This window comes from Streptomyces corallincola (genome assembly GCF_019104725.1).
GTDB lineage: Bacteria > Actinomycetota > Actinomycetes > Streptomycetales > Streptomycetaceae > Streptomyces > Streptomyces corallincola.
Genome location: NZ_JAHRXF010000026.1, coordinates 1 through 21,417 on the forward strand (window position 1 = coordinate 1; position 21,417 = coordinate 21,417).

At 71.8% G+C, this 21,417-nt stretch carries 16 protein-coding genes; 7 read left to right on the plus strand and 9 right to left on the minus strand.

Annotated elements, in window-relative coordinates:
• Positions 1-182: 182 nt before the first annotated feature.
• Together KUM39_RS17495 and KUM39_RS17500 are read right to left on the minus strand one after the other, a co-directional pair.
• On the minus strand, positions 183-1,085 hold the full coding sequence (locus KUM39_RS17495; RefSeq protein ID WP_217786609.1) for a tRNA (adenine-N1)-methyltransferase: 903 nt from the start codon (positions 1,083-1,085) through the stop codon (positions 183-185).
• A gap of 62 nt (positions 1,086-1,147) precedes the next feature.
• Complete coding sequence (locus KUM39_RS17500) at positions 1,148-2,554, minus strand: site-2 protease family protein (protein ID WP_217786610.1); 1,407 nt, start codon at positions 2,552-2,554, stop codon at positions 1,148-1,150.
• A gap of 175 nt (positions 2,555-2,729) precedes the next feature.
• On the opposite strand from KUM39_RS17500, the gene KUM39_RS17505 reads away from it, so the two are divergent.
• A complete protein-coding gene (locus KUM39_RS17505; protein ID WP_217786611.1) occupies positions 2,730-3,662 on the plus strand; it encodes a RecB family exonuclease in 933 nt (310 codons plus the stop codon).
• Between the two features lie 14 nt (positions 3,663-3,676).
• Complete coding sequence (locus KUM39_RS17510) at positions 3,677-4,348, plus strand: response regulator (protein WP_217786612.1); 672 nt, start codon at positions 3,677-3,679, stop codon at positions 4,346-4,348.
• Positions 4,349-4,448: 100 nt separating this feature from the next.
• On the opposite strand, the gene KUM39_RS17515 is transcribed toward KUM39_RS17510, so the two are convergent.
• The 3 genes from KUM39_RS17515 to metH form a co-directional block, all read right to left on the minus strand.
• The gene (locus KUM39_RS17515) at positions 4,449-6,053 is read right to left on the minus strand and encodes an ABC transporter substrate-binding protein (protein WP_217786613.1); all 1,605 of its coding nucleotides are present in this window, start codon (positions 6,051-6,053) and stop codon (positions 4,449-4,451) included.
• Positions 6,054-6,486: 433 nt separating this feature from the next.
• Positions 6,487-7,188, minus strand: a complete 702-nt coding sequence (locus KUM39_RS17520) for an HAD family hydrolase (protein WP_217786614.1) — start codon at positions 7,186-7,188, stop codon at positions 6,487-6,489.
• 155 nt (positions 7,189-7,343) lie between these two features.
• Positions 7,344-10,871: a methionine synthase gene (gene metH / locus KUM39_RS17525; RefSeq protein WP_217786615.1), complete on the minus strand. Its 3,528-nt coding sequence runs from the start codon at positions 10,869-10,871 to the stop codon at positions 7,344-7,346.
• 423 nt (positions 10,872-11,294) lie between these two features.
• Here metH and KUM39_RS17530 point away from each other — a divergent pair, with 423 nt between their 5' ends.
• The 5 genes from KUM39_RS17530 (at position 11,295) to KUM39_RS17550 (ending at position 17,776) form a co-directional block, all read left to right on the plus strand.
• The gene (locus tag KUM39_RS17530; protein WP_217786616.1) at positions 11,295-12,059 is read left to right on the plus strand and encodes an IclR family transcriptional regulator; all 765 of its coding nucleotides are present in this window, start codon (positions 11,295-11,297) and stop codon (positions 12,057-12,059) included.
• A 427-nt stretch (positions 12,060-12,486) separates the two neighbouring features.
• Positions 12,487-13,278 (plus strand): MIP/aquaporin family protein, encoded by a 792-nt coding sequence (locus KUM39_RS17535; RefSeq protein WP_217786617.1) that lies wholly within the window; start codon positions 12,487-12,489, stop codon positions 13,276-13,278.
• A 61-nt stretch (positions 13,279-13,339) separates the two neighbouring features.
• Positions 13,340-14,878, plus strand: coding sequence for a glycerol kinase GlpK (gene glpK, locus KUM39_RS17540; RefSeq protein WP_217786618.1), 1,539 nt, complete (start codon positions 13,340-13,342; stop codon positions 14,876-14,878).
• 43 nt (positions 14,879-14,921) lie between these two features.
• Complete coding sequence (locus tag KUM39_RS17545) at positions 14,922-16,541, plus strand: glycerol-3-phosphate dehydrogenase/oxidase (protein WP_217786619.1); 1,620 nt, start codon at positions 14,922-14,924, stop codon at positions 16,539-16,541.
• 191 nt (positions 16,542-16,732) lie between these two features.
• On the plus strand, positions 16,733-17,776 hold the full coding sequence (locus KUM39_RS17550; protein ID WP_217786620.1) for a PAC2 family protein: 1,044 nt from the start codon (positions 16,733-16,735) through the stop codon (positions 17,774-17,776).
• Positions 17,777-17,876: 100 nt separating this feature from the next.
• Here KUM39_RS17550 and mshC read toward each other — a convergent pair whose 3' ends face one another.
• From mshC to KUM39_RS17570, 4 genes are all read right to left on the minus strand, one after another.
• Positions 17,877-19,106: a cysteine--1-D-myo-inosityl 2-amino-2-deoxy-alpha-D-glucopyranoside ligase gene (mshC, locus tag KUM39_RS17555; protein WP_217786621.1), complete on the minus strand. Its 1,230-nt coding sequence runs from the start codon at positions 19,104-19,106 to the stop codon at positions 17,877-17,879.
• 128 nt (positions 19,107-19,234) lie between these two features.
• A complete protein-coding gene (locus KUM39_RS17560; RefSeq protein WP_217786622.1) occupies positions 19,235-20,065 on the minus strand; it encodes an SCO1664 family protein in 831 nt (276 codons plus the stop codon).
• A complete protein-coding gene (locus tag KUM39_RS17565) occupies positions 20,029-20,619 on the minus strand; it encodes a DUF3090 domain-containing protein (RefSeq protein ID WP_217786623.1) in 591 nt (196 codons plus the stop codon). Before KUM39_RS17565 ends, KUM39_RS17560 begins: the two co-directional genes overlap by 37 nt.
• Before the next feature lie 91 nt (positions 20,620-20,710).
• Entirely contained in the window at positions 20,711-21,406 is a 696-nt protein-coding gene (locus KUM39_RS17570; protein ID WP_217786624.1) for a histidine phosphatase family protein, read from the minus strand.
• Between the last annotated feature and the right edge of the window lie 11 nt (positions 21,407-21,417).

The following is a 21,417-nucleotide window of genomic DNA, read 5'->3' on the forward strand; positions in this document are numbered from 1 at the left end:
CCAGCAGGGTGCCCCCCGTCCCGGCGGGGGGGAGGGGGGGGGTGGGACGGGTTTCCGGGGGGCGGGGGGCGGGGGTGCGGGCCGGTGGTCCGGGGTGTGGGTGGGGCGCCGTGCTCCGGTGGTCCGGCGGGGCCGGGTGACCGGGGCGCGGCGCCCTCGGGTGGTTCGGGTGCGGGGTGCGGTCAGCGGCCGTTGCCGGCGTCGGCGTTGGGTCCCGCGTAGTCCTCGCCGTAGGCGCCCTTGGCGGGGCGGCGGCGGCGCATGGGGGGTTCGACGCCGTCGGCGAGGCGGCGGGCGGTGAGCAGGAAGCCGGTGTGGCCGATCATGCGGTGGTCGGGGCGTACGGCGAGGCCCTCGATGTGCCAGTTGCGGATCATGCTCTCCCAGGCGGTGGGCTCGTTGAAGGAGCCGATCTCGCGGATGGACTCGACGGTCCGGGCGAGCTGGGTGGTGGTGGCGACGTAGGCGCAGAGGATGCCGCCGGGGACGAGGGCCTTGGAGACGGCCTCCAGGCATTCCCAGGGGGCGAGCATGTCGAGGATGACGCGGTCCACGTCGGTGTCGGACAGGTTGTCCTGGAGGTCGCCGACGGTGAGCTGCCAGGCGGGGTGGGGGCTGCCGAAGTAGCGTTCGACGTTCTGCCGGGCGATGTCGGCGAAGTCCTCGCGGCGCTCGTAGGAGTGCAGCATGCCCTGGTCGCCGACGGCGCGGAGCAGGAAGCTGCTGAGCGAGCCGGAGCCGACTCCCGCTTCGACGACGCGGGCGCCGGGGAAGATGTCGGCGAAGGCGAGGATCTGTCCCGCGTCCTTCGGGTAGACCACGGCGGCCCCGCGGGGCATGGACAGGACGTAGTCGGGGAGCAGGGGGCGCAGCGCGAGGTAGGCGACGTTGCCGGTGGTGCGGACAACGCTGCCCTCGGGAGCGCCGATCAGTTCGTCGTGCGGGAAGGAACCCTTGTGGGTGTGGAAGTTCTTCCCGGCTTCGAGCGTGAACGTGTAGTGGCGGCCCTTGGGGTCGGTCAGCTGAACCTGATCCCCGACCGTGAAGGGCCCGCGCCTGCGGGCGGCACCGGTCGGTTCGGACATGTGACCAGCCTACCGGGCCGGGGCGGGGCCGCCGACCACGGTGGGCGGGGGTGCGGGGGGGGTCAGCTGGGGCGGGCCATCGCCTTGACGAAGGCGCGTTCGACGTCGGCGGCGGAGAGGACGCCGTAGATCTCGCCGGTGTTCTCGACGACGAGGTATTCGGTGGCGGGGGCGGCGCGGAGGGCGTCGAGGAGTTCTTCGCCGGAGAGTTCGGCGGAGACGCGCATGCGGTCGGTGAGGTCGGTGGCGAGTGAGCTGACGGCGACCCAGGGGCGGCGGTGTTCGGGTACGCCGACGATGGCGGCCTCGCGGACGAGGGAGAGGGGGTGTCCGTCGGTGTCCACGACGACGAGGGCGCGGGCCCCGGCGGCGTTGGCGCGGCGGAGGGCTTCGGAGAGGGGGGTGTCGGTCTCGACGGGGACGGCGCGGCGGGTGAGGGTGCGGGCGCGGAGTTCGGGGAGGTGTTCGCGCAGCCGGGCCATGCGGAGGCTGTTTCCGGCGCCGGTCCAGATGATGGCGGCGAGGATGGCTGCGAGCAGGGCGTCGGTGACGGTGTCCATGCCGCTGACGGTGCCGTCGCCGCCGAGGGCGGCGGAGTTGTTGAGCAGGGGGAGGCCGACGAGGACGGAGAGGGCGAGGGCGCGGCCGACCCAGGCGGCGGCGACGGTGCCGTTCATGGGTTTGCCGGTGATCTTCCAGACGACGGCGCGGAGCATGCGTCCGCCGTCGAGGGGGAGGCCGGGCAGGAGGTTGAAGGCGGCGACGATGAGGTTGGAGATCATCAGTCCGGCGAGGAGGACGCCGGGGACGGTGTCGGGTCGTACGGGTTTGAGGGCGAGGTAGAAGAGTCCGGCGAGGACGAGGGAGAGGAGGGGGCCGACGAAGGCGAGGACGAATTCGCGGCCGGGGGTCTCGGCTTCCTTCTCGATCTCGGAGACGCCGCCGAAGAACTGGAGCTGGATGCGGCGTACGGGGAGTTTGAAGCAAAGGGCGGCGACGGTGTGGGCGAGTTCGTGGACGAGGACGGAGGCGTAGAAGGCGACGGCGAAGAAGAGGGAGACGAGGTAGCGGAGGGCGCCGAGTTCGGGGAGGACGCGGTCGAGCTGGCCGCCGAAGACCCAGGTGATGAGGGCGGCGACGAGGAACCAGCTGGGGGCGACGTAGACGGGTACGCCGAAGGGGCGGCCCATGAGGAGGCCGCCGCCGGGTTCCCTGGGGCGTCGTGCGGGGGGTCGGCCGTCGGCCGTGCCGGTGGGGCCGTGGTCGGGGCCGTGGGGTTCGGTGTGGGCGAGGGAGCGGTGTTCGGGCTGGGGGTCGGGGTCGCCGGGCCGGGTGGGGGGTTTCGTGGGCCGGTGTTCCGGTTCGGGGTGGTGGGTGGGGTCGTTCGTCGGGGCCGTAGGGTCCGCGGGGTGCTCGGTCGGCTCGTCGTCGCCGGACCGAGGCTGCCCGCTCCCGCCGCTCGCGTCCACACTGTCCCCTCGCTCGAAGCGTCTCCCCGCCCGCCGGGCGGAGGGTTCGTGGTCGATGGTATGCGTCCTCGGCCCGGTGTTCCGCCCCGGCACCCCTTGTGTCCGCCGGGCAGGTGGTGCGGCGGGGTGGCCGGGGCGGGGTCGATGTCGGTGGGGGGCCGTATGGTCTGGGGTCATGGACAGCAGCGTGGACGGGGCGGGTTCCCCGGCGGGTTCGGTGGAGGTGCCCGTGGGGGGCGGGGAGGCGGGGCGGGTGGTGGCTCCGCCGTCGTCGTTGTCGCCGTCGCGGGCGAGTGACTTCATGCGGTGTCCGTTGCTGTACCGGTTCCGGGTGATCGACCGGCTGCCGGAGCGGCCGAGCGAGGCGGCGACGCGGGGGACGCTGGTGCACGCGGTGCTGGAGCGGTTGTTCGACGCGCCGGCGGCGGAGCGTACGGCGCCGCGGGCGCGGGCGCTGGTGCCGGGGCAGTGGGACCGGTTGCGGGAGAGCCGTCCGGAGGTCGGGGAGCTGTTCGCGGACGATCCGGAGGGTGCGCGGCTGGCCCGCTGGCTGGGTGAGGCGGAGGCGCTGGTGGAGCGCTGGTTCACGCTGGAGGACCCGGTGCGGCTGGAACCGGCGGAGCGTGAGCTGTTCGTGGAGACGGAGCTGGATTCGGGGCTGCGGCTGCGCGGGATCATCGACCGGGTGGATGTGGCGCCGAGCGGTGAGGTCCGGATCGTGGACTACAAGACGGGGAAGGCGCCGCGGCCGGAGTACGCCGAGGGCGCGTTGTTCCAGATGACGTTCTACGCGCTGGTGGTGTGGCGGCTGAAGGGGGTGGTGCCGCGTCGGCTGCAGCTGGTGTATCTGGGCAGTGGTGATGTGCTGACGTACGACCCGGTGGTCGCGGATCTGGAGCGGGTGGAGCGGAAGCTGCTGGCGTTGTGGGCGGCGATCCGGGAGGCGACGGAGTCGGGTGAGTGGCGGCCGAGGCCGACGAAGCTGTGCGGCTGGTGTGATCACCGGGCGCTGTGTCCGGAGTTCGGGGGGACTCCCCCGCCGTATCCGCTGCCGGTGCGGGCGGGGGCGTCGGGGCCGGTGGCGCAGGGCAGAATGGGCGCGGACTAGCGAAGGAGTGTCAGGTGGCCATCCGTGTCCTACTGGTCGATGACCAGCCGCTGCTGCGTACGGGGTTCCGCATGATTCTGGAGGCGGAGCAGGATGTCGCGGTCGTCGGTGAGGCCGGTGACGGTCTGCAGGCTCTGGAGCAGGTGCGGGCGTTGCAGCCGGATGTCGTGCTGATGGACATCCGGATGCCCCGGATGGACGGGGTGGAGGCGACGCGGCAGATCAGTGGTCCGGGCCGGGACGGTCCGGCGAAGGTGCTGGTGCTGACGACGTTCGATCTGGACGAGTACGTGGTGGAGGCGTTGCGGGCGGGGGCGAGCGGGTTTCTGCTGAAGGACGTGCCCGCGGACGAGTTGGTGCAGGCGATCCGGGTGGTGGCGGCGGGTGAGGCGATGCTGGCGCCGAGCATCACGCGCCGGTTGCTGGACAAGTACGCGACGCATCTGCCGTCGGGCGAGGAGCGGGTGCCGGACACCCTGCACACGCTGACGGACCGTGAGGTGGAGGTGCTGAAGCTGGTGGCGCGGGGGTTGTCGAACGCGGAGATCGCGGCGGATCTGTTCGTGAGCGAGACGACGGTGAAGACGCATGTGGGGCATGTGCTGACGAAGCTGCGTCTGCGGGACCGGGTGCAGGCGGCGGTGTACGCGTACGAGAGCGGTCTGGTGCGTCCGGGGGCGCAGTAGGCGGGCGCGTCGTCCGCGCGGCGTGGCGAAGGGGCGCCCCTCTCCGGGAAGGAGGGGGGCGCCCTTTCGTGCCGTCAGGTGCGGTCGGCGGGCCGGTGGGTCACTCGCTGACGCCGCGGCTCAGCTCCCAGAGCTGGAGGGTGGAGGAGGAGTTGAGGGCGTAGGCGACGCCGGTGATGTTGTCGCGGGCGGCGATGAACTGCTTGCCCTGCCAGAGCGGGATGACGGGGACGTCGTCGGCGACGATGTCCTGGATGGTGGTGAGGCTGCCGCCGGCGTTGATGCGGTCGGCCTCGCGGCGGGACTGCGGGATCAGGGTGTGCTGGATCTCGCCGTTGTTGTAGGGGGAGCCGAGGAAGTTGCCCTTGTCGAGGAAGGGGGCGAGGAAGTTGTCGGCGTCGGCGAAGTCGGGGAACCAGCCCATGCCGTAGACGTCGTACTTGCCCTTCTGTTCGGCGGGCCGGAAGGTCGCCCAGGGGTGTCCTTCGATGCCGACGTCGAACAGGCCGCTGTTGTTGAGCTGCTTCTGCAGGACCTGGAACTCCTGCTTGGTGGCCGAGCCGTAGTGGTCGGTGGTGTAGTGCAGCGTCAGTTTGACGGGGGTGGTGATGCCGGCCTTGGTGAGGAACTGCTTGGCCTTGGCGGGGCTGGGGTCGCCGTACTTGTTGAAGAACGAGTTGGAGTGTCCGGTGACGCTGGCGGGGACGAGCGAGTAGAGGGGCTCGGCCTGGGTGCCGTAGACCTTGGCGACGAGTTCACCGCGGTCGATGACCTGGGCCATCGCTTCGCGGACGGCCTTGGACTTGACGGTGTCGGCGTTGGTGTTGAACGCCAGGTAGCGGATTTCGAGGCCGGGCATGTCCACGAGATCGACGTTCTCGTCGCTGCCGTTGTCGAGCTTCTGGATCTGGGACGGCGACATGGTGCGGGTCATCACGTCGATGTCGCCCTTGTCGATGGCGCGGCCCATCGCGTCGGCGTCGGCGTAGGAGCGCATGACGACCTGGTCGTTGTCCACGGTCACGCTGCCCTTGTACTTCGGGTTCTTGGTGAAGGTGGCGCTGACGACGGCGTTGTTCCTGACGTCGGCCTTGAAGGTGTAGGGGCCCGAGCCGTCCATCTGGAAGCCGTCGCGGAGTTTGTCGGCCGCGTACTGCTTGGGGTCGATGATCCCGGCGACGGGGGTGGACAGCTTGAACGGGAAGGTCGCGTCGGCGGTCTTCAGGTGGAAGATCACTTCGCGGTCGCCCTGTGTCTCGACGGTGTCGATGGTGTTGAGCAGGGTGGAGACACCGGAGTCGGCGTTGATGTGGATGGCGCGCTCGATGGAGAACTTCACATCGGCGGCGGTGACCTTGTCGCCGTCCGCGAAGACGAGTCCGTCGCGCAGCTTGCAGACGTAGCGTTCGTTGCCGCTGTCGGTGAAGGAGCAGCTCTCGGCGGCCTCGGGGACGGGGTCGCCGTCGCCCTTGGGCTGGGTCATGAGGGTCTGCACGGTCTGGCGGAGGATGTTCCAGGTGCCGACGTCGTAGGCGTAGGCGGGGTCGAGGGGGGCCGGTGCGTCGCTGGTCGCGGTGAACCGGTCGGTGGTGCCGACGACGATGGGGTCCTGGGCCTTGCTCCCGCTGTCCGATCCGCCGCACGCGGCGAGAACCGGCGTGAGCAGCCCGGCCACGGCCGGCAGCACCAAAATCTTGCGGTTCATGCGGGAGTTTCTCCAGAGCTGATCGGGTCCGTGCATTCGGCATGCAGGGGTGACGCGGGCCGATCACGGGGGTGGCGGCGATGTTCTCGCGTCGAGATTAGTCCGCGCTCGCTGGAGGGTTCACGGGGCCTTGAGTTGAGGGTTCATCACGCAGTGGAACCGGGTGCGGACGCACCGGAAGAGGGGGCGTGGCGGGATTGGTGCAGCGTCTCCCCAATCGGGACACAAGGGTGAGGGCGGCACGGAGTGCGGGGGGTGGGACGCACATCCGGGCACGGGTGTCGAGGCCCGTACACGTGGGGAAGCTCACACCTTCAACAACCCCACGAGATAGTTGAATTCGGTTTATCTCTTGCCCGGAATTCCCCGCCCGTGTACGACCGGGGAATGCCCACGGCGTGACGCAAAGCACTTTCCCACGCTAAGTGAAGGGCTAGCGCATTTCCGTCATCAGACCGCGCAGAAATGCCAGGTCCACGTCTTCCAGCGAGGCCACGACGGTGCGCCGCTCGGCGGGCACGATGGGCGCGACGGAGGGTACGGCGACGACCTGGCACCCGGCGGCCTCGGCGGCGGCGACGCCGGTCGCGGTGTCCTCCACGACGGCGCACCGGGCCGGATCGACGCCCAGTCCGGCGGCGGCCAGCAGATACGGGTCGGGGTGCGGCTTGGTGCGCGACACCTCGTCACCGGCGATGGACAGCCCGAAGTGGTGGGCGCCGAGCACCCCCAGCACCCGGTCGATGATGCGCCGGTGGGACGCGGAGACCAGGGCGGTCGGGATGCCGTGCGCGTGGAGTTCGGCGAGCAGCCGGGCGGCGCCGGGCATCAGCGGCAGCGTGCGCCCGATCCGGGCCTCGAAACCGTCGTTGAGGAGCACCGAGACCTCGGCGAGGGTGATGTCCGCGCCGGTGGCCTCGATGAGGAACCCGGCGCTGCGGGTCATCGGGCCGCCGACCACGACGTGCTTCCAGGATTCGTCCAGGACGTGTCCGAGGCCGGCGAAGACCTCGACCTCCACGTCCCACCAGAAGCCCTCGGTGTCCACCAGGGTCCCGTCCATGTCGAGCAGCACCGCCTGCAGGGCGGAGCCTTCGGCCGTACGGGTTCCGAGCGCGGGGACCGTACTGGTCATCCGGCGCACCTCCTTGAGGGACGACCAGGCCGGTTCCCGGAACGGGAACCGGCCTGCGGTGGACCGACCAGTCTACGTCGCGCGCGTGCGAACCGCCTCGTACGTCACGGGCGAGCCGGTACACCGGTCCCCGCGCGGCCGGAGGTCACCGTGCGTCACCGGGCGTTGAAGTACTTCGCCTCGGGGTGGTGGATGACGATGGCGTCGGTGGACTGCTCGGGGTGGAGCTGGAACTCCTCCGAGAGCTGGACGCCGATCCGCTCGGGCTCCAGGAGCGCGGCGATCTTGGCCCGGTCCTCCAGGTCGGGGCAGGCGCCGTAGCCGAGGGAGAAGCGGGCGCCCCGGTACTTGAGGGCGAACATGTCCTCGATCCCGGCCGGGTCCTCGCCCGCGAAGCCGAGTTCGGCGCGGACCCGCGCGTGCCAGTACTCGGCGAGCGCCTCGGCCAACTGGACGGACAGGCCGTGCAGTTCGAGATAGTCGCGGTAGGCGTTGGCCTCGAACATCCGGGCCGTCTCCGCACCGATGCGGGAGCCGACGGTGACGACCTGGAAGCCGACCACGTCGGTCTCGCCGGACTCCTCGGGGCGGAAGAAGTCGGCCAGGCAGAGGCGGCGGCCCCGGCGCTGGCGGGGGAAGGTGAACCGGGTCCGCTCGTTGCCGCGTTCGTCCAGCACGATCAGGTCGTCGTCCTTGGAGACGCACGGGAAGTAGCCGTGCACGACGGCCGCTTCGAGGAGGCCGTCGGTCTGGAGCCGGTCGAGCAGTCCGCGCAGCCGGGGCCGTCCCTCCGTCTCGGCCAGTTCCTCGTACGACGGTCCCTCTCCGGTACGGGCCTGCTTCAGACCCCACTGCCCCTTGAACAGCGCGCCCTCGTCCAGCCAGCTCGCGTACTCCTTGAGCTGGATGCCCTTGATGACGCGGGTGCCCCAGAACGGCGGGGTGGGCACGGGGTTGTCGGTGGCGACGTCGGACCGGACGTGCCCCTCCTGCGGGCGTTCCTCCTCCACCGGTACGGCGGCGGCGCGCACCCGGCGCTGCTTCAGCTCGGGCAACCGGGCGCCGGGCAGGCCGCGTTTGACGCCGATCAGGGCGTCCATCAGGCGCAGTCCCTCGAACGCGTCGCGGGCGTAGCGGACTTCGCCCTCGTACAGCTCGTGCAGGTCCTGCTCGACGTAGGCGCGGGTGAGGGCGGCGCCGCCGAGGATGACGGGGAACCGGGTGCCCAGGCCGCGCTGGTTCAGCTCCTGGAGGTTCTCCTTCATGATGACGGTGGACTTCACCAGCAGCCCCGACATGCCGATGACGTCGGCGCGGTGCTCCTCGGCGGCCTCCAGGATCGCCGAGACGGGCTGCTTGATACCGAGGTTGACGACGTTGTAGCCGTTGTTGGACAGGATGATGTCCACGAGATTCTTGCCGATGTCGTGGACGTCGCCGCGGACGGTGGCGAGCACGATGGTGCCCTTGCCCGCGCCTTCCTCGCCGTCGGCGGTCTTCTCCATGTGCGGTTCCAGATGGGCGACGGCCGTCTTCATCACCTCGGCGGACTGCAGCACGAACGGCAGCTGCATCTGCCCGGAGCCGAAGAGTTCACCGACGACCTTCATGCCGTCCAGCAGGGTGTCGTTGACGATGTCCAGGGCGGGCCGCTCGGTCAGGGCCGCGTCCAGGTCGGCCTCCAGGCCGTTGCGCTCACCGTCGATGATGCGCCGCTTGAGCCGCTCCTCCAGCGGCAGCGCGGCCAGTTCCTCGGCCTTGCCCGCCTTCAGGGACTTCGCGGTGGCGCCCTCGAACAGCTGCATCAGCTTCTGGAGCGGGTCGTAGCCCTCGGTGCGCCGGTCGTGGACGAGGTCGAGCGCGGTCCGCACCTCCTCCTCGCTGAACCGGGCGATGGGGAGGATCTTGCTCGCGTGGACGATCGCGGAGTCCAGCCCGGCCTTGACGCACTCGTCCAGGAAGACGGAGTTGAGGAGGATGCGGGCGGCCGGGTTGAGGCCGAAGGAGATGTTGGACAGACCGAGGGTGGTCTGCACCGCCGGGTGGCGCTTCTTCAGCTCGCGGATCGCCTCGATGGTGGCGATGCCGTCCTTGCGGGACTCCTCCTGCCCGGTACAGATGGTGAAGGTGAGGGTGTCCACCAGGATGTCGTCCTCGCGGATGCCCCAGTTCCCGGTGAGGTCCGCGATCAGGCGCTCCGCGATCTCCACCTTCTTCTCCGGGGTGCGGGCCTGGCCCTCCTCGTCGATGGTGAGCGCGATCAGCGCGGCGCCGTGCTCCGCGGCCAGCGCGGTGACCTGCGCGAACCGGGACTCGGGGCCGTCGCCGTCCTCGTAGTTGACGGAGTTGACGACCGCCCGGCCGCCGAGCTTCTGAAGTCCCGCGCGCAGGACGTCCACCTCGGTGGAGTCCAGCACCAGGGGCAGGGTGGAGGCGGTGGCGAACCGCCCGGCCAGCTCCTCCATGTCCGCGACGCCGTCCCGGCCGACGTAGTCCACGCACAGGTCGAGCATGTGCGCGCCCTCGCGGATCTGCTCGCGGGCGATCTCCACGCAGTCGTCCCAGCGGGCCTCCAGCATGGCCTCGCGGAACTTCTTCGAACCGTTGGCGTTGGTGCGCTCCCCGATCGCCAGGTACGAGGTGTCCTGCCGGAACGGGACGGTCTGGTAGAGGGAGGCGGCGCCCGGCTCGGGGCGCGGGTCGCGCGAGGTGGGGGTGAGGTCGCGGACCCGCTCCACGACCTGGCGCAGATGCTCGGGGGTGGTGCCGCAGCAGCCGCCGACCAGCGAGAGGCCGTACTCCCCGACGAACGTCTCCTGCGCGTCGGCCAGCTCCCGCTCGGTCAGCGGGTAGTGGGCGCCGTCCTTGCCGAGCACCGGCAGGCCCGCGTTGGGCATGCAGGACAGCGGGATGCGGGAGTGTCGGGCGAGGTAGCGCAGGTGCTCGCTCATCTCGGCGGGGCCGGTGGCGCAGTTCAGGCCGATCATGTCGATGCCGAGGGGCTCCAGCGCGGTGAGGGCCGCGCCGATCTCGGAGCCGAGCAGCATGGTCCCGGTGGTCTCGACGGTGACCGAGACGATCACCGGCACGTCCAGGCCGAGCGCGGTGAGGCCCCGTCGGGCACCGAGGACGGCGGCCTTGGTCTGGAGGAGGTCCTGGGTGGTCTCCACGAGGAGCGCGTCGGCGCCGCCGGTGATCAGGCCCTCGGCGTTGCGCTGGTAGGCGTCGCGCAGGGTGGTGTACGGGGCGTGGCCGAGGGTCGGCAGTTTCGTACCGGGGCCGATGGAGCCGAGGACCCAGCGGGGGCGGCCGTCACCGGCGGTGAACCGGTCGGCGGCCTCGCGGGCGACGCGGGCCCCGGCCTCGGACAGCTCGAAGACGCGGTCGGGGATGTCGTACTCGCCGAGCGCGGCGTGGTTGGCGCCGAAGGTGTTGGTCTCGACGCAGTCCACGCCGACCGCGAAGTAGGCGTCGTGGACGGAGGAGACGATGTCCGGGCGGGTGAGGTTCAGGATCTCGTTGCAGCCTTCGAGGTCCTGGAAGTCCGCGAGGGTGGGGTCCTGGGCCTGGAGCATCGTGCCCATCGCCCCGTCGGCGACGACCACACGGGTGGCCAGCGCCTCTCGGAGCGCGGACACACGGGTCCGGCTGTCGGCGGAAGGGGACGTTGGCGACGAGGCCATGAAGGGACTCCCTGGTTGCGACGGCTGTCGGCTATGCGCCTTCCCCGATGGTGCGGGTACGGGGCACGGCGCCAGCGTAACCGGGCGGGCGCGCCGGAGGTCGGGCGCGTCCACGGGGCGGACGGGGTGTCGCCGGTGTCGCCCCGGATGGCGCAGAGCACGGGCGGGGTCTCGACGGAGGTGGTGTGCCGGGGGTGGGGCGCGCGGGGGTGTGCGCGGGGGCGCTCGGGGTGTGGGGGCGGGGCGTGGAGCGGGGTGCGCTGCGGGGAACGGGTGGGTGTGGGGTGAACCATTGGCGGGAGGTCGGCATCGACCGGTAGTGTTCGACATTGCCGAACGTGGTTGTGCGGTGGGTGCGCCGCGGGGACCGGGCGGAGCCCGCCCGGCGGCGGCCGGTGCGCGAGGGACGGAGGCAGGACGGCGATGGCACGGAACATCCAGTCGCTCGAACGGGCGGCGGCGATGCTGCGGCTGCTGGGCGGCGGCGAGCGCCGGCTCGGCCTGTCGGACATCGCCTCGTCGCTGGGGCTCGCCAAGGGCACCGCACACGGCATCCTGCGCACCCTCCAGCAGGAGGGGTTCGTGGAGCAGGACGAGGCGTCGGGCCGCTACCAGCTCGGAGCGGAACTGCTGCGCCTGGGCACCACCTATCTGGACGTGCACGAACTGCGGGCGCGGGCCCTGGTGTGGACCGACGACCTGGCCCGCTCCAGCGGCGAGAGCGTCTATCTGGGCGTCCTGCACCAGCAGGGCGTGCTGATCGTGCACCACGTCTTCCGGCCCGACGACAGCCGCCAGGTGCTGGAGATCGGCGCGATGCAGCCGCTGCACTCCACCGCGCTGGGCAAGGTGCTCTCGGCGTACGACCCGGTGGCGCACAGCGAGGCACTGGAGGCGGAGCGGGTCGCGTTCACGGACCGTACGGTGTGCGACGCCCGGGGCTTCGAGGACGTGCTGGACCTGACGCGGGCACGCGGATACGCGGCCGACGTGGAGGAGACCTGGGAGGGTGTCGCGTCGATCGCGGCGCCGGTGCACGACCGGCGGCGGATGCCGGTGGGCGCGGTCGCCATCACGGGCGCGGTGGAGCGGGTGGGGCTCGGCGGGGAGCTGCGCCCCGAACTGATCGCGGCGGTGCGGGACTGTGCCCGCGCGGTCTCCCGCGACCTGGGCGCGGGCCGCTTCTGACCGTCCCGCGCGCGGCCCCGGCAGGGGCGCGGCTCCCCGCTCCCCCCACCCGGTCCGCGGCGGGTTCTCCCTGGTCGGCGGGGGTGTCTCCCGGGTGCCGTCCGGGACGCGAGGCGGCGTTGCCGATCTCGACCTACTCTGAAATGGACATAACGGGCGAGACCGTAGCGAGTGAACGGTGGGAGACCCCGGACGGCGATCGGCGGGGCGATCAGTAACGATCCCGTTTTCGACAACAGAGCTCTTGACGCACCCGTGACCACGGCGCGAGACTCCCGACCAACGGTCGGCATTGTCGAACACCTATCGGCAAGTACGCGTTAGAGTGGGCAACGCCAAGGGCCGGAGTCGCTCTCACCACGAGGGCGCCGGAACCCCTGATGGGACGGGGTTCGGCATCCCTGGACGAAGGACAAAGGAGTCGCGGGTGTCCAGCTCCGACATCTTCATCGGCGAGACCATAGGTACCGCCGTACTCATCCTGCTCGGCGGCGGTGTGTGCGCCGCGGTCACGCTGAAGGCCTCCAAGGCGCGCGGCGCCGGGTGGCTCGCCATCGCCTTCGGGTGGGGCTTCGCGGTCCTGACGGCCGTCTACATCTCCGGGCCGCTCTCCGGGGCCCAGCTCAACCCGGCCGTCACGATCGCGCTCGCCCTCACCAGCGGCGTCTGGAGCCAGGTCTGGGTCTATCTGCTCGGCCAGCTGCTGGGCGCGATGATCGGCGCGGCGCTGGTCTGGGTCGCCTACTACGGGCAGTTCCAGGCCCACATGACCGACCCTGAGATCGTCGGCACCGATGAGGAGCGGGCGGCCGTCAAGGCCGTGGAGGCGACGGAACCGGCCGCGGGTCCGGTCCTCGGCATCTTCTCCACCGGCCCCGAGGTGCGCAACGCGGTCATGAACCTGCTGACGGAGATCGTCGGCACCTTCGTCCTGATCCTGGCGGTGCTCACCCAGGGTCTCAACGCCAAGGGCACCGGGCTCGGCGTCCTCGGCGGTCTGATCACCGCGCTTGTCGTGGTGGCCATCGGCCTGTCGCTCGGCGGACCCACCGGGTACGCGATCAACCCCGCCCGCGACCTCGGCCCCCGTATCGTCCACGCCCTGCTCCCGCTGCCCAACAAGGGAGGCTCCGACTGGAGCTACGCCTGGGTTCCGGTGGTCGGCCCGCTGCTCGGCGCCGCCGCCGCGGCCGGTATCTACAACGTCGCCTTCGCCTAGGGGAGCGCGCACCGCGCGCCCGTACACAGAGCCCACACCCACGGACCTCCAGGAGCACACAGTGACCGACGCGCACACCACAGGCCCGTTCATCGCGGCGATCGACCAGGGCACCACCTCCTCGCGCTGCATCGTCTTCGACCGGGACGGCCGGATCGTCTCGGTGGACCAGAAGGAGCACGAGCAGATCTTCCCCAAGCCCGGCTGGGTCGAGCACAACGCGAACGAGATCTGGACCAACGTCCAGGAGGTCGTCGCCGGTGCGATCGAGAAGGCCGGGATCACCCGGGACGACATCAAGGCCATCGGCATCACCAACCAGCGCGAGACGACCGTGCTGTGGGACAGGACCACCGGTGAGCCGGTCCACAACGCCATCGTCTGGCAGGACACCCGCACCGACGCGCTCTGCCGGGAACTCGGCCGCAACGTCGGCCAGGACCGCTTCCGGCGCGAGACCGGGCTGCCGCTGGCGTCGTACTTCGCCGGTCCCAAGGCGCGCTGGCTGCTCGACCACGTGGACGGCCTCCAGGAGCGTGCCGAGGCGGGCGACATCCTGTTCGGCACGATGGACAGCTGGGTCATCTGGAACCTGACCGGCGGCGTCAACGGCGGCCGGCACGTCACCGACGTCACCAACGCCTCGCGCACCCTGCTGATGAACCTGCACACCATGCGGTGGGACCCGAAGATCGCGGAGTCCATCGGGGTGCCCCTGGCCATGCTCCCGGAGATCCGCTCCTCCGCCGAGGTGTACGGCGAGATCACCGGCGGGCGCCTGGGCGACCTGCTCGGCGGCGTCCCGGTCGCCTCCGCGCTCGGCGACCAGCAGGCGGCCCTGTTCGGGCAGACCTGTTTCGCGGAGGGCGAGACCAAGTCCACGTACGGCACCGGCACGTTCATGGTGATGAACACCGGCACCAAGATCATCAACTCGTACGCGGGCCTGCTGACCACGGTCGGCTACAAGATCGGCGACCAGCCGACGGTGTACGCGCTGGAGGGCTCCATCGCCGTCACCGGCTCGCTGGTGCAGTGGATGCGCGACCAGATGGGGCTGATCTCCACCGCCGCCGAGATCGAGACGCTCGCGCTGTCGGTCGAGGACAACGGCGGCGCCTACTTCGTGCCCGCGTTCTCCGGCCTGTTCGCCCCGCACTGGCGGGCCGACGCGCGCGGGGTGATCACCGGCCTGACCCGGTACGTCACCAAGGCGCACCTGGCCCGCGCGGTGCTGGAGGCCACGGCCTGGCAGACCCGCGAGATCGCGGACGCGATGGTCAAGGACTCCGGCGACGAGCTGGTCACGCTCAAGGTGGACGGCGGCATGACGTCCAACAACCTGCTGATGCAGACGCTCTCCGACGTGCTGGACGCGCCCGTGGTGCGCCCGATGGTCGCGGAGACCACCTGCCTCGGCGCCGCCTACGCCGCCGGTCTGGCCGTCGGCTTCTGGGGCGGCACCGAGGAACTGCGCGCCAACTGGCGCCGGGCGGCCGAATGGACGCCCCACATGGACGCGGAGACCCGCGACCGTGAGTACAAGAACTGGCTCAAGGCCGTAGAGCGGTCCACGGGCTGGATCGAGGACGAGAGCTGAGGGCCGGACCCCCCATCGGCTCCGACGAGGAGTAATACCCGACATGACCAGTCAGTCCACCCTGAGTTCCGTACCTGCCCTGGGGACGCACCCGGCCTCCGGCTCCCACCCGAGCCGGGCCGAGACCAGGGAGCAGCTCGCCAAGGCGTCGTACGACCTCCTTGTCATCGGCGGCGGCATCCTGGGCATCTCCACCGCCTGGCACGCCGCGCAGTCCGGGCTCAGGGTGGCGCTGGTCGATGCCGGCGACTTCGCCGGAGCCACCTCCTCCGCCTCCTCCAAGCTGCTCCACGGCGGTCTGCGCTACCTGCAGACCGGCGCGGTGAAGCTGGTCGCGGAGAACCACTTCGAGCGCCGCGCGGTGTCCCGCCAGGTCGCCCCGCACCTGGCGAACCCGCTCACCTTCTACCTGCCCGTCTACAAGGGCGGCCCGCACGGCGCCGCCAAGCTGGGCGCGGGGGTCTTCGCCTACTCGGCGCTGTCCGCGTTCGGCGACGGCGTCGGCCACCTGCTGTCCCCCGCGCGGGCCGCGCAGGACGTGCCGGAGCTGCGCACCGAGAACCTCAGGGCCGTGGCCGTGTACGGCGACGACCAGATGAACGACGCCCGGATGGCGCTGATGACGGTCCGCGCGGCCGTCGAGGCGGGCGCGGTCGTCCTGAACCACGCGGAGGTCGGCGGGCTGCGCTTCACCCGCGGCCGCGTCACCGGCGCCGATCTGCGCGACCGGATCGACGGCGTGGAGTTCGGGGTCAACGCCCGGCTGGTGCTGAACGCGACCGGCCCCTGGGTGGACCATCTGCGCCGCATGGAGGACGCGCACGCGGCGCCGTCGATCCGGCTGTCCAAGGGCGCGCATCTGGTGCTGCGGCGCACCGCGCCGTGGAAGGCCGCGCTGGCCACGCCGATCGACAAGTACCGCATCACCTTCGCCCTCCCCTGGGAGGACATGCTGCTGCTCGGCACCACCGACGAGGTGTACGAGGGCGACCCGGCGGACGTGGCGGTCACCGAGAAGGACACCGCGCAGATCCTGGACGAGGCGTCGCTGTCGGTGCGGGACGAGCAGGTGCGGCGGGAGCTGATCACCTACTCGTTCGCCGGTCTGCGGGTGCTGCCGGGCGGTCCCGGCGACACCGCGAAGGCCAAGCGGGAGACGGTCGTCACCGAGGGTCCCGGCGGCATGCTGTCGGTGGCCGGCGGCAAGTGGACGACGTTCCGGCACATCGGGCGCACGGTGATGCAGAAGCTGGAGCGGCTGCCCGGCCACCCGCTGGGCGACGACTTCGAGCCGGTCTCCTCGCTGCCGAAGAGGCTGCCGCTGCCCGGTGTCGCCAACCCGCGCGCGGTCGCGCACCGGCTGCTGGTGGACAACCCGGCGCCGGGCCCCCGGATGGCCGCCGACACCGCCCGCCATCTGGCCACCCACTACGGCTCGCTGGCCTTCGACATCGTCCGGCTGGCCAACGAGAACCCGGACCTGGCCCGGCGGATGCACCCCGACGCGCCCGAGATCTGGGCGCAGGTGGTGTGGGCCAGGGACCACGAGTGGGCCGAGACGCAGGACGACGTGCTGCGCCGACGGCTGACCCTGACCGTCCGGGGGCTCGCCACCGACGAGATCCGCGCCGGGGTGCAGAACCTGCTCGACCAACGGCACTGAGCCGCCCGGCCCGCACCCGGGCATCCGCTGCCCCGTCCCCGATTCGTCCCGGAGCCGCCCCCGACAGGGGTGTCCGGGGCCCGGGGGCGGGGCAGTGATCCATTCGCGGGGAGCGCACGGACTGCGGGAGTCGCGGCGGGACGCCGTAAAGTTGGCACGTCAAGCGAGAGCACGTCGGAAGGAGGCACTGGGTGATCGAGCTGGAGGGGGTTCCCGAGCTGATCGACCCAGTCATGGTGGCCGCGTTCGAGGGCTGGAACGACGCCGGTGACGCCGCCTCCACGGCGGTCGCGCATCTGGAGCGCGAGTGGAAGGGCGAGGTATTCGCGGCGCTGGACGCCGAGGACTACTACGACTTCCAGGTCAACCGTCCCACGGTGTTCACGGAGGCCGGGGTGCGCAAGATCACCTGGCCGACGACACGGCTCTCGGTGGTCCGGACGGGCGGCGACAAGCCGCGCGACCTGGTCCTGGTGCGCGGTATCGAACCGTCCATGCGCTGGCGCTCGTTCTGCAACGAACTGCTGGGCTTCGCCCACGAACTGGGCGTGGAGATGGTCGTCGTGCTGGGCGCCCTGCTGGGCGACACCCCGCACACCCGGCCGGTGCCGGTCAGCGGGGTCACCTCCGACGCGGAACTGGCGCGCCGGATGGACCTGGAGGAGACCAAGTACGAGGGCCCGACGGGCATCGTGGGCGTGCTCCAGGAGGCGTGCGCGCACGCGGGTGTCCCGGCGGTGTCGCTGTGGGCGGCCGTGCCGCACTACGTGTCGCAGCCGCCCAACCCGAAGGCCACCCTGGCGCTGCTGAACCGGCTGGAGGATCTGCTGGACCTGCGGATGCCGCTGGGCGAGCTGCCCGACGACGCGCGGGCCTGGCAGGTGGGCGTGGACCAGCTCGCGGCCGAGGACAGCGAGGTCGCGGAGTACGTCCAGTCGCTGGAGGAGGCCCGCGACACCGCGGAGCTGCCCGAGGCGTCCGGTGAGGCCATCGCCCGTGAGTTCGAGCGCTATCTGCGGCGCCGTGACGTGAGCCCGCCCGGCGGACACGCCACGGCGGACGGCCAGGACGCGTATCTGCGGGACGGCCCGGCACCCGGTGGCCGCGGCAGGCCGCAGCGCCCGAAGCCGGGGGCGTCCGGCACCGCGTCGCCGGAGGGCGGCGGCGAGGGACCGCAGGACGGCGGCTCCGGGGACTCCTCGGGCGACTCCTCCGGGGACGCGTCGGAGGACTGAGCGCGAGGCCCGGCAGAGCAGTACGGCGGAGGGGCGGTTCCCGGTACGGGAACCGCCCCTCCGCCGTGGGTACGGACGTGTGTGCGGACCGACCGTGTCGTCAGAGAGCCACGCCGAGCAGCGCGTCCACCGCGCGGCTCACCAGGCCCGGCGCGCCGGTGTCGGTGCCGCCGTCGGCCTCCTGGCGGGCCGCCCAGCGGTCCACGGCGGCCAGTGCGGCGGGCGCGTCGAGGTCGTCGGCGAGGGCCTCGCGGATCTCGTCCACCAGCGCCTCGGCGGAGGGGCCGTCGGGCCGGGACACGGCGGCACGCCAGCGCCCGAGCCGGTCCACGGCGTCCTGGAGCACGCCGTCGGTCCACTCCCAGTCGGAGCGGTAGTGGCGGGAGTGCAGGGCGAGCCGTACGGCGGCCGGGTCCACTCCGTCGCGGCGCAGCTGGGAGACGAAGACGAGGTTGCCCCGGGACTTGGACATCTTCTCGCCGTCCAGGCCGACCATCCCGGCGTGCACGTACGCCGTGGCCATCGGGAACTCGCCGGTGAGCACCTGGGCGTGCGAGGCGCCCATCTCGTGGTGCGGGAAGGCGAGGTCGGAGCCGCCGCCCTGGACGTCGAAGCCCATACCGAGGTGGTCGAGGGCGATGGCGACGCACTCGATGTGCCAGCCGGGGCGGCCCCGGCCCAGCGAGCCGCCGTCCCAGCTGGGTTCGCCCTCGCGGGCGGCCATCCACAGCATCGGGTCGAGCGGGTTCTTCTTGCCCGGGCGGTCCGGGTCGCCGCCGCGTTCGGCGGACAGCAGCCGCATCGCGGCGGCGTCGAGGCCGGAGACCGTGCCGAAGTGCGGGTCGGACTCGACGGAGAAGTAGACGTCGCCGTCCAGTTCGTAGGCGGCGCCGAGGTCGCGGAGGCGTTCCACCAGCGGGACGATGCCGGGTATGGCCTCGACGGCGCCGATGTAGTGCTTCGGGGGGAGCATCCGCAGGGCGGTCATGTCCTCGCGGAACAGGGCGGTCTCCTGCTCGGCGAGACCGACCCAGTCCACGCCGTCGCGCTGGGCGCGCTCCAGGAGGGGGTCGTCCACGTCGGTGACGTTCTGGACGTAGTGGACCTGCCGCTCGGTGTCGAGCCAGACGCGCTGTACGAGGTCGAACGCGTTGTAGGTCGCCGCGTGTCCCATGTGGGTCGCGTCGTACGGGGTGATGCCGCAGACGTATATACGGGCGACGGGACCGGGTTCGAGGGTCACGGGTCCGCCGGTCGCGGTGTCGTGAATCCTCAGGTCGCGGCCCTGACCAGGCAGGGCGGGGACCTCGGAAGCGGGCCAGGCATGCATGTACATGAGCGTAACCCGGCCGGGGGGCGCGGATGCCTGCGGCCTCCGGCCGGGCGGCCGGGGGGCGGCCCGCGACGGCCCGGCGCGGGGTGCGCGGGGGCACCGCCGGGCCGGTCGCGGGCCGGGTGTCAGACCGGCGGCCAGGGGATCGCGGGCCACTCCCCGTCGGGTTCCGGGTGGGTGCCGGAGGCCAGCAGGGCGTCCACGCGGGCGCGGGTGGCGTCCACCTCGGCCGGGGTGATCAGCCCGGCCAGCCGGACGGCGAGCGGTGCGCCGTCGGCGAGGGCGTCGCGCAGGGTCTTGAGCACGGCCAGGGCCTCCTCGGTGAGGGGTTCCCCGGCCCAGCCCCACAGCAGGGTGCGGAGTTTGTTCTCGGCGTTGAAGGTGACGCCGTGGTCGATGCCGTAGAGGCGGCCGTCCGCGGTGGGCAGCAGGTGGCCGCCCTTGCGGTCGGCGTTGTTGACGACGGCGTCGAGGACGGCGAGGCGGCGCAGCCGTTCGTCGTCGGCGTGCACGAGCAGCGCGGTGCGGTCCTCGTCCACCTCCGCGAGCCCGATGGCCTTCCAGCCGGGCCCGGCCTCCTCGGCGTCGAGCAGGGCGAGGAGTTCGCTCTCGCCGCCGACGTCGATCCAGAGCTGGCACATGCCCTCGCCGTACGGGCCGTCGCGCAGCACGGTCGGCGGGACCAGGCCCCAGCCGGTGGCCTCGGAGACCTCGTACGCGGCGACCTCGCGGGCGGCGAGGGTGCCGTCGGGGAAGTCCCACAGGGGGCGTTCACCGGCGACGGGTTTGTAGACGCAGGACGCCTCGCGGCCGTCGAGGGCCACCGTGCAGAGCAGGGCCGCGTTGGAGGCCTCGCGGATGCGTCCGCGGACGGACAGCTCACCCCGCGCGAGGAGTTCGGCGGCGTGCGGGTCGGCGGTCACGCTCCGCGGCGGTATCCGTTCTGGCGCGGACATACGTGTCCTTCCGGGTCGAGCGGGAGGCTGCACAGCGGGCACGGCGGCCTTCCGGCGTTGACGACGTCCAGGGCGCGTTTGGCGAAGGACCTGGCCTGCGCGCCGGTCAGCCGGACCCGCAGCATCGGGGGCCCGTTCTCCTCGTCCTGGAGGAGGCGTTCCTCGGCCTCGGCGAGATCCTCCTCGGAGTCGGCGTCGAGTTCGACGAGGGCCTGTGCCTCGACGATCATGCGCTGTTCGTCGCCGTCCCAGGCGAGGGCCATCGTGCCGACCCGGAACTCCTCCTCGACGGGGGTGTCCAGGGGCGCGGTGTCGGAGACCTCGGTGGGGGCGACGGCGGGGACGGCCGCGTTGCCGCCGCTGCGCCGGACGACCTCGTCCAGCAGTTCGTCGATGCGCTCGGCGAGCGCGGCGACCTGTGTCTTCTCCAGGGCCACACTGGTCACCCGGGGGCCCGAGGTGGCCTGGAGGAAGAACGTACGGCGTCCGGGCAGTCCGACCGTGCCGGCCACGAAGCGGTCCGGCGGATCGTAGAGGAACACCTGACGGGACACGTCCTGACTCCATTGAGAATCGTGGTTGCTGCGGCGCCGGTCATGCGGGAGGGCGTCTGCGGGGACCGCTCAACCCTACTGCGGCCGACGATCACGGTGCGCCCGCACCGCCACCGACCGGTGCGTCTTCCCCGGCGCTGCCGGAGGGGGCGCCGTGCGGGGCGAGGGAGGCGAGGTCGCCGGTGTCGCCGAGCCGGACGAGGTAGGGGCGCAGCCGGGTGTAGCGGATCGCGGTGACGGAGCAGGGTTCGACGGAGACCCGCTGGAAGAGGTCGAGGTGGAGGCCGAGGGCGTCGGCGACGAGGGACTTGATGATGTCGCCGTGCGAGCACATCAGGTAGACGGCGTCGGGGCCGTGGTCGCGTTCGATCCGGGCGTTCCACTCCCGGACGGCCTCGGCGGCGCGGGTCTGCATGGCGCGCATGGACTCGCCGCCGGGGAAGGCGGCGGCGGAGGGGTGGGACTGGACGACCTCCATCAGGGGGTCGTCGTTCAGTTCGGCGAGTTTGCGGCCGGACCAGTCGCCGTAGTGGCACTCCCCGATCCGTTCGTCGGTGTGCGCGCGCAGGCCGGGGCGGGCGTCCAGCAGCGGGCGTACGGTCTCCTGGCAGCGCTGGAGGGGGCTGGCGACGACTTCGGCGAGCGGGAGGTCCGCCAGGCGGGCGGGGAGCGCGGCGGCCTGGGCGGTGCCGCGCTCGTCGAGGGCGACGCCGGGGGTCCAGCCGGCGAGCACTCCCGAGGTGTTGGCGGTCGAACGTCCGTGCCTGACGAGGATCAGCGTGGGCATGCGGCCAGGGT

Bases quoted from the DNA above. Each gene is read 5' to 3' on its own strand.
- KUM39_RS17495 (WP_217786609.1), bottom strand. From the start codon at position 1,085: ATGTCCGAACCGACCGGTGCCGCCCGCAGGCGCGGGCCCTTCACGGTC.
- KUM39_RS17505 (WP_217786611.1), top strand. From the start codon at position 2,730: ATGGACAGCAGCGTGGACGGGGCGGGTTCCCCGGCGGGTTCGGTGGAG.
- KUM39_RS17515 (WP_217786613.1), bottom strand. From the start codon at position 6,053: ATGAACCGCAAGATTTTGGTGCTGCCGGCCGTGGCCGGGCTGCTCACG.
- KUM39_RS17520 (WP_217786614.1), bottom strand. From the start codon at position 7,188: ATGACCAGTACGGTCCCCGCGCTCGGAACCCGTACGGCCGAAGGCTCC.
- metH (WP_217786615.1), bottom strand. From the start codon at position 10,871: ATGGCCTCGTCGCCAACGTCCCCTTCCGCCGACAGCCGGACCCGTGTG.
- KUM39_RS17530 (WP_217786616.1), top strand. From the start codon at position 11,295: ATGGCACGGAACATCCAGTCGCTCGAACGGGCGGCGGCGATGCTGCGG.
- KUM39_RS17545 (WP_217786619.1), top strand. From the start codon at position 14,922: ATGACCAGTCAGTCCACCCTGAGTTCCGTACCTGCCCTGGGGACGCAC.
- mshC (WP_217786621.1), bottom strand. From the start codon at position 19,106: ATGCATGCCTGGCCCGCTTCCGAGGTCCCCGCCCTGCCTGGTCAGGGC.
- KUM39_RS17560 (WP_217786622.1), bottom strand. From the start codon at position 20,065: ATGTCCGCGCCAGAACGGATACCGCCGCGGAGCGTGACCGCCGACCCG.
- KUM39_RS17570 (WP_217786624.1), bottom strand. From the start codon at position 21,406: ATGCCCACGCTGATCCTCGTCAGGCACGGACGTTCGACCGCCAACACC.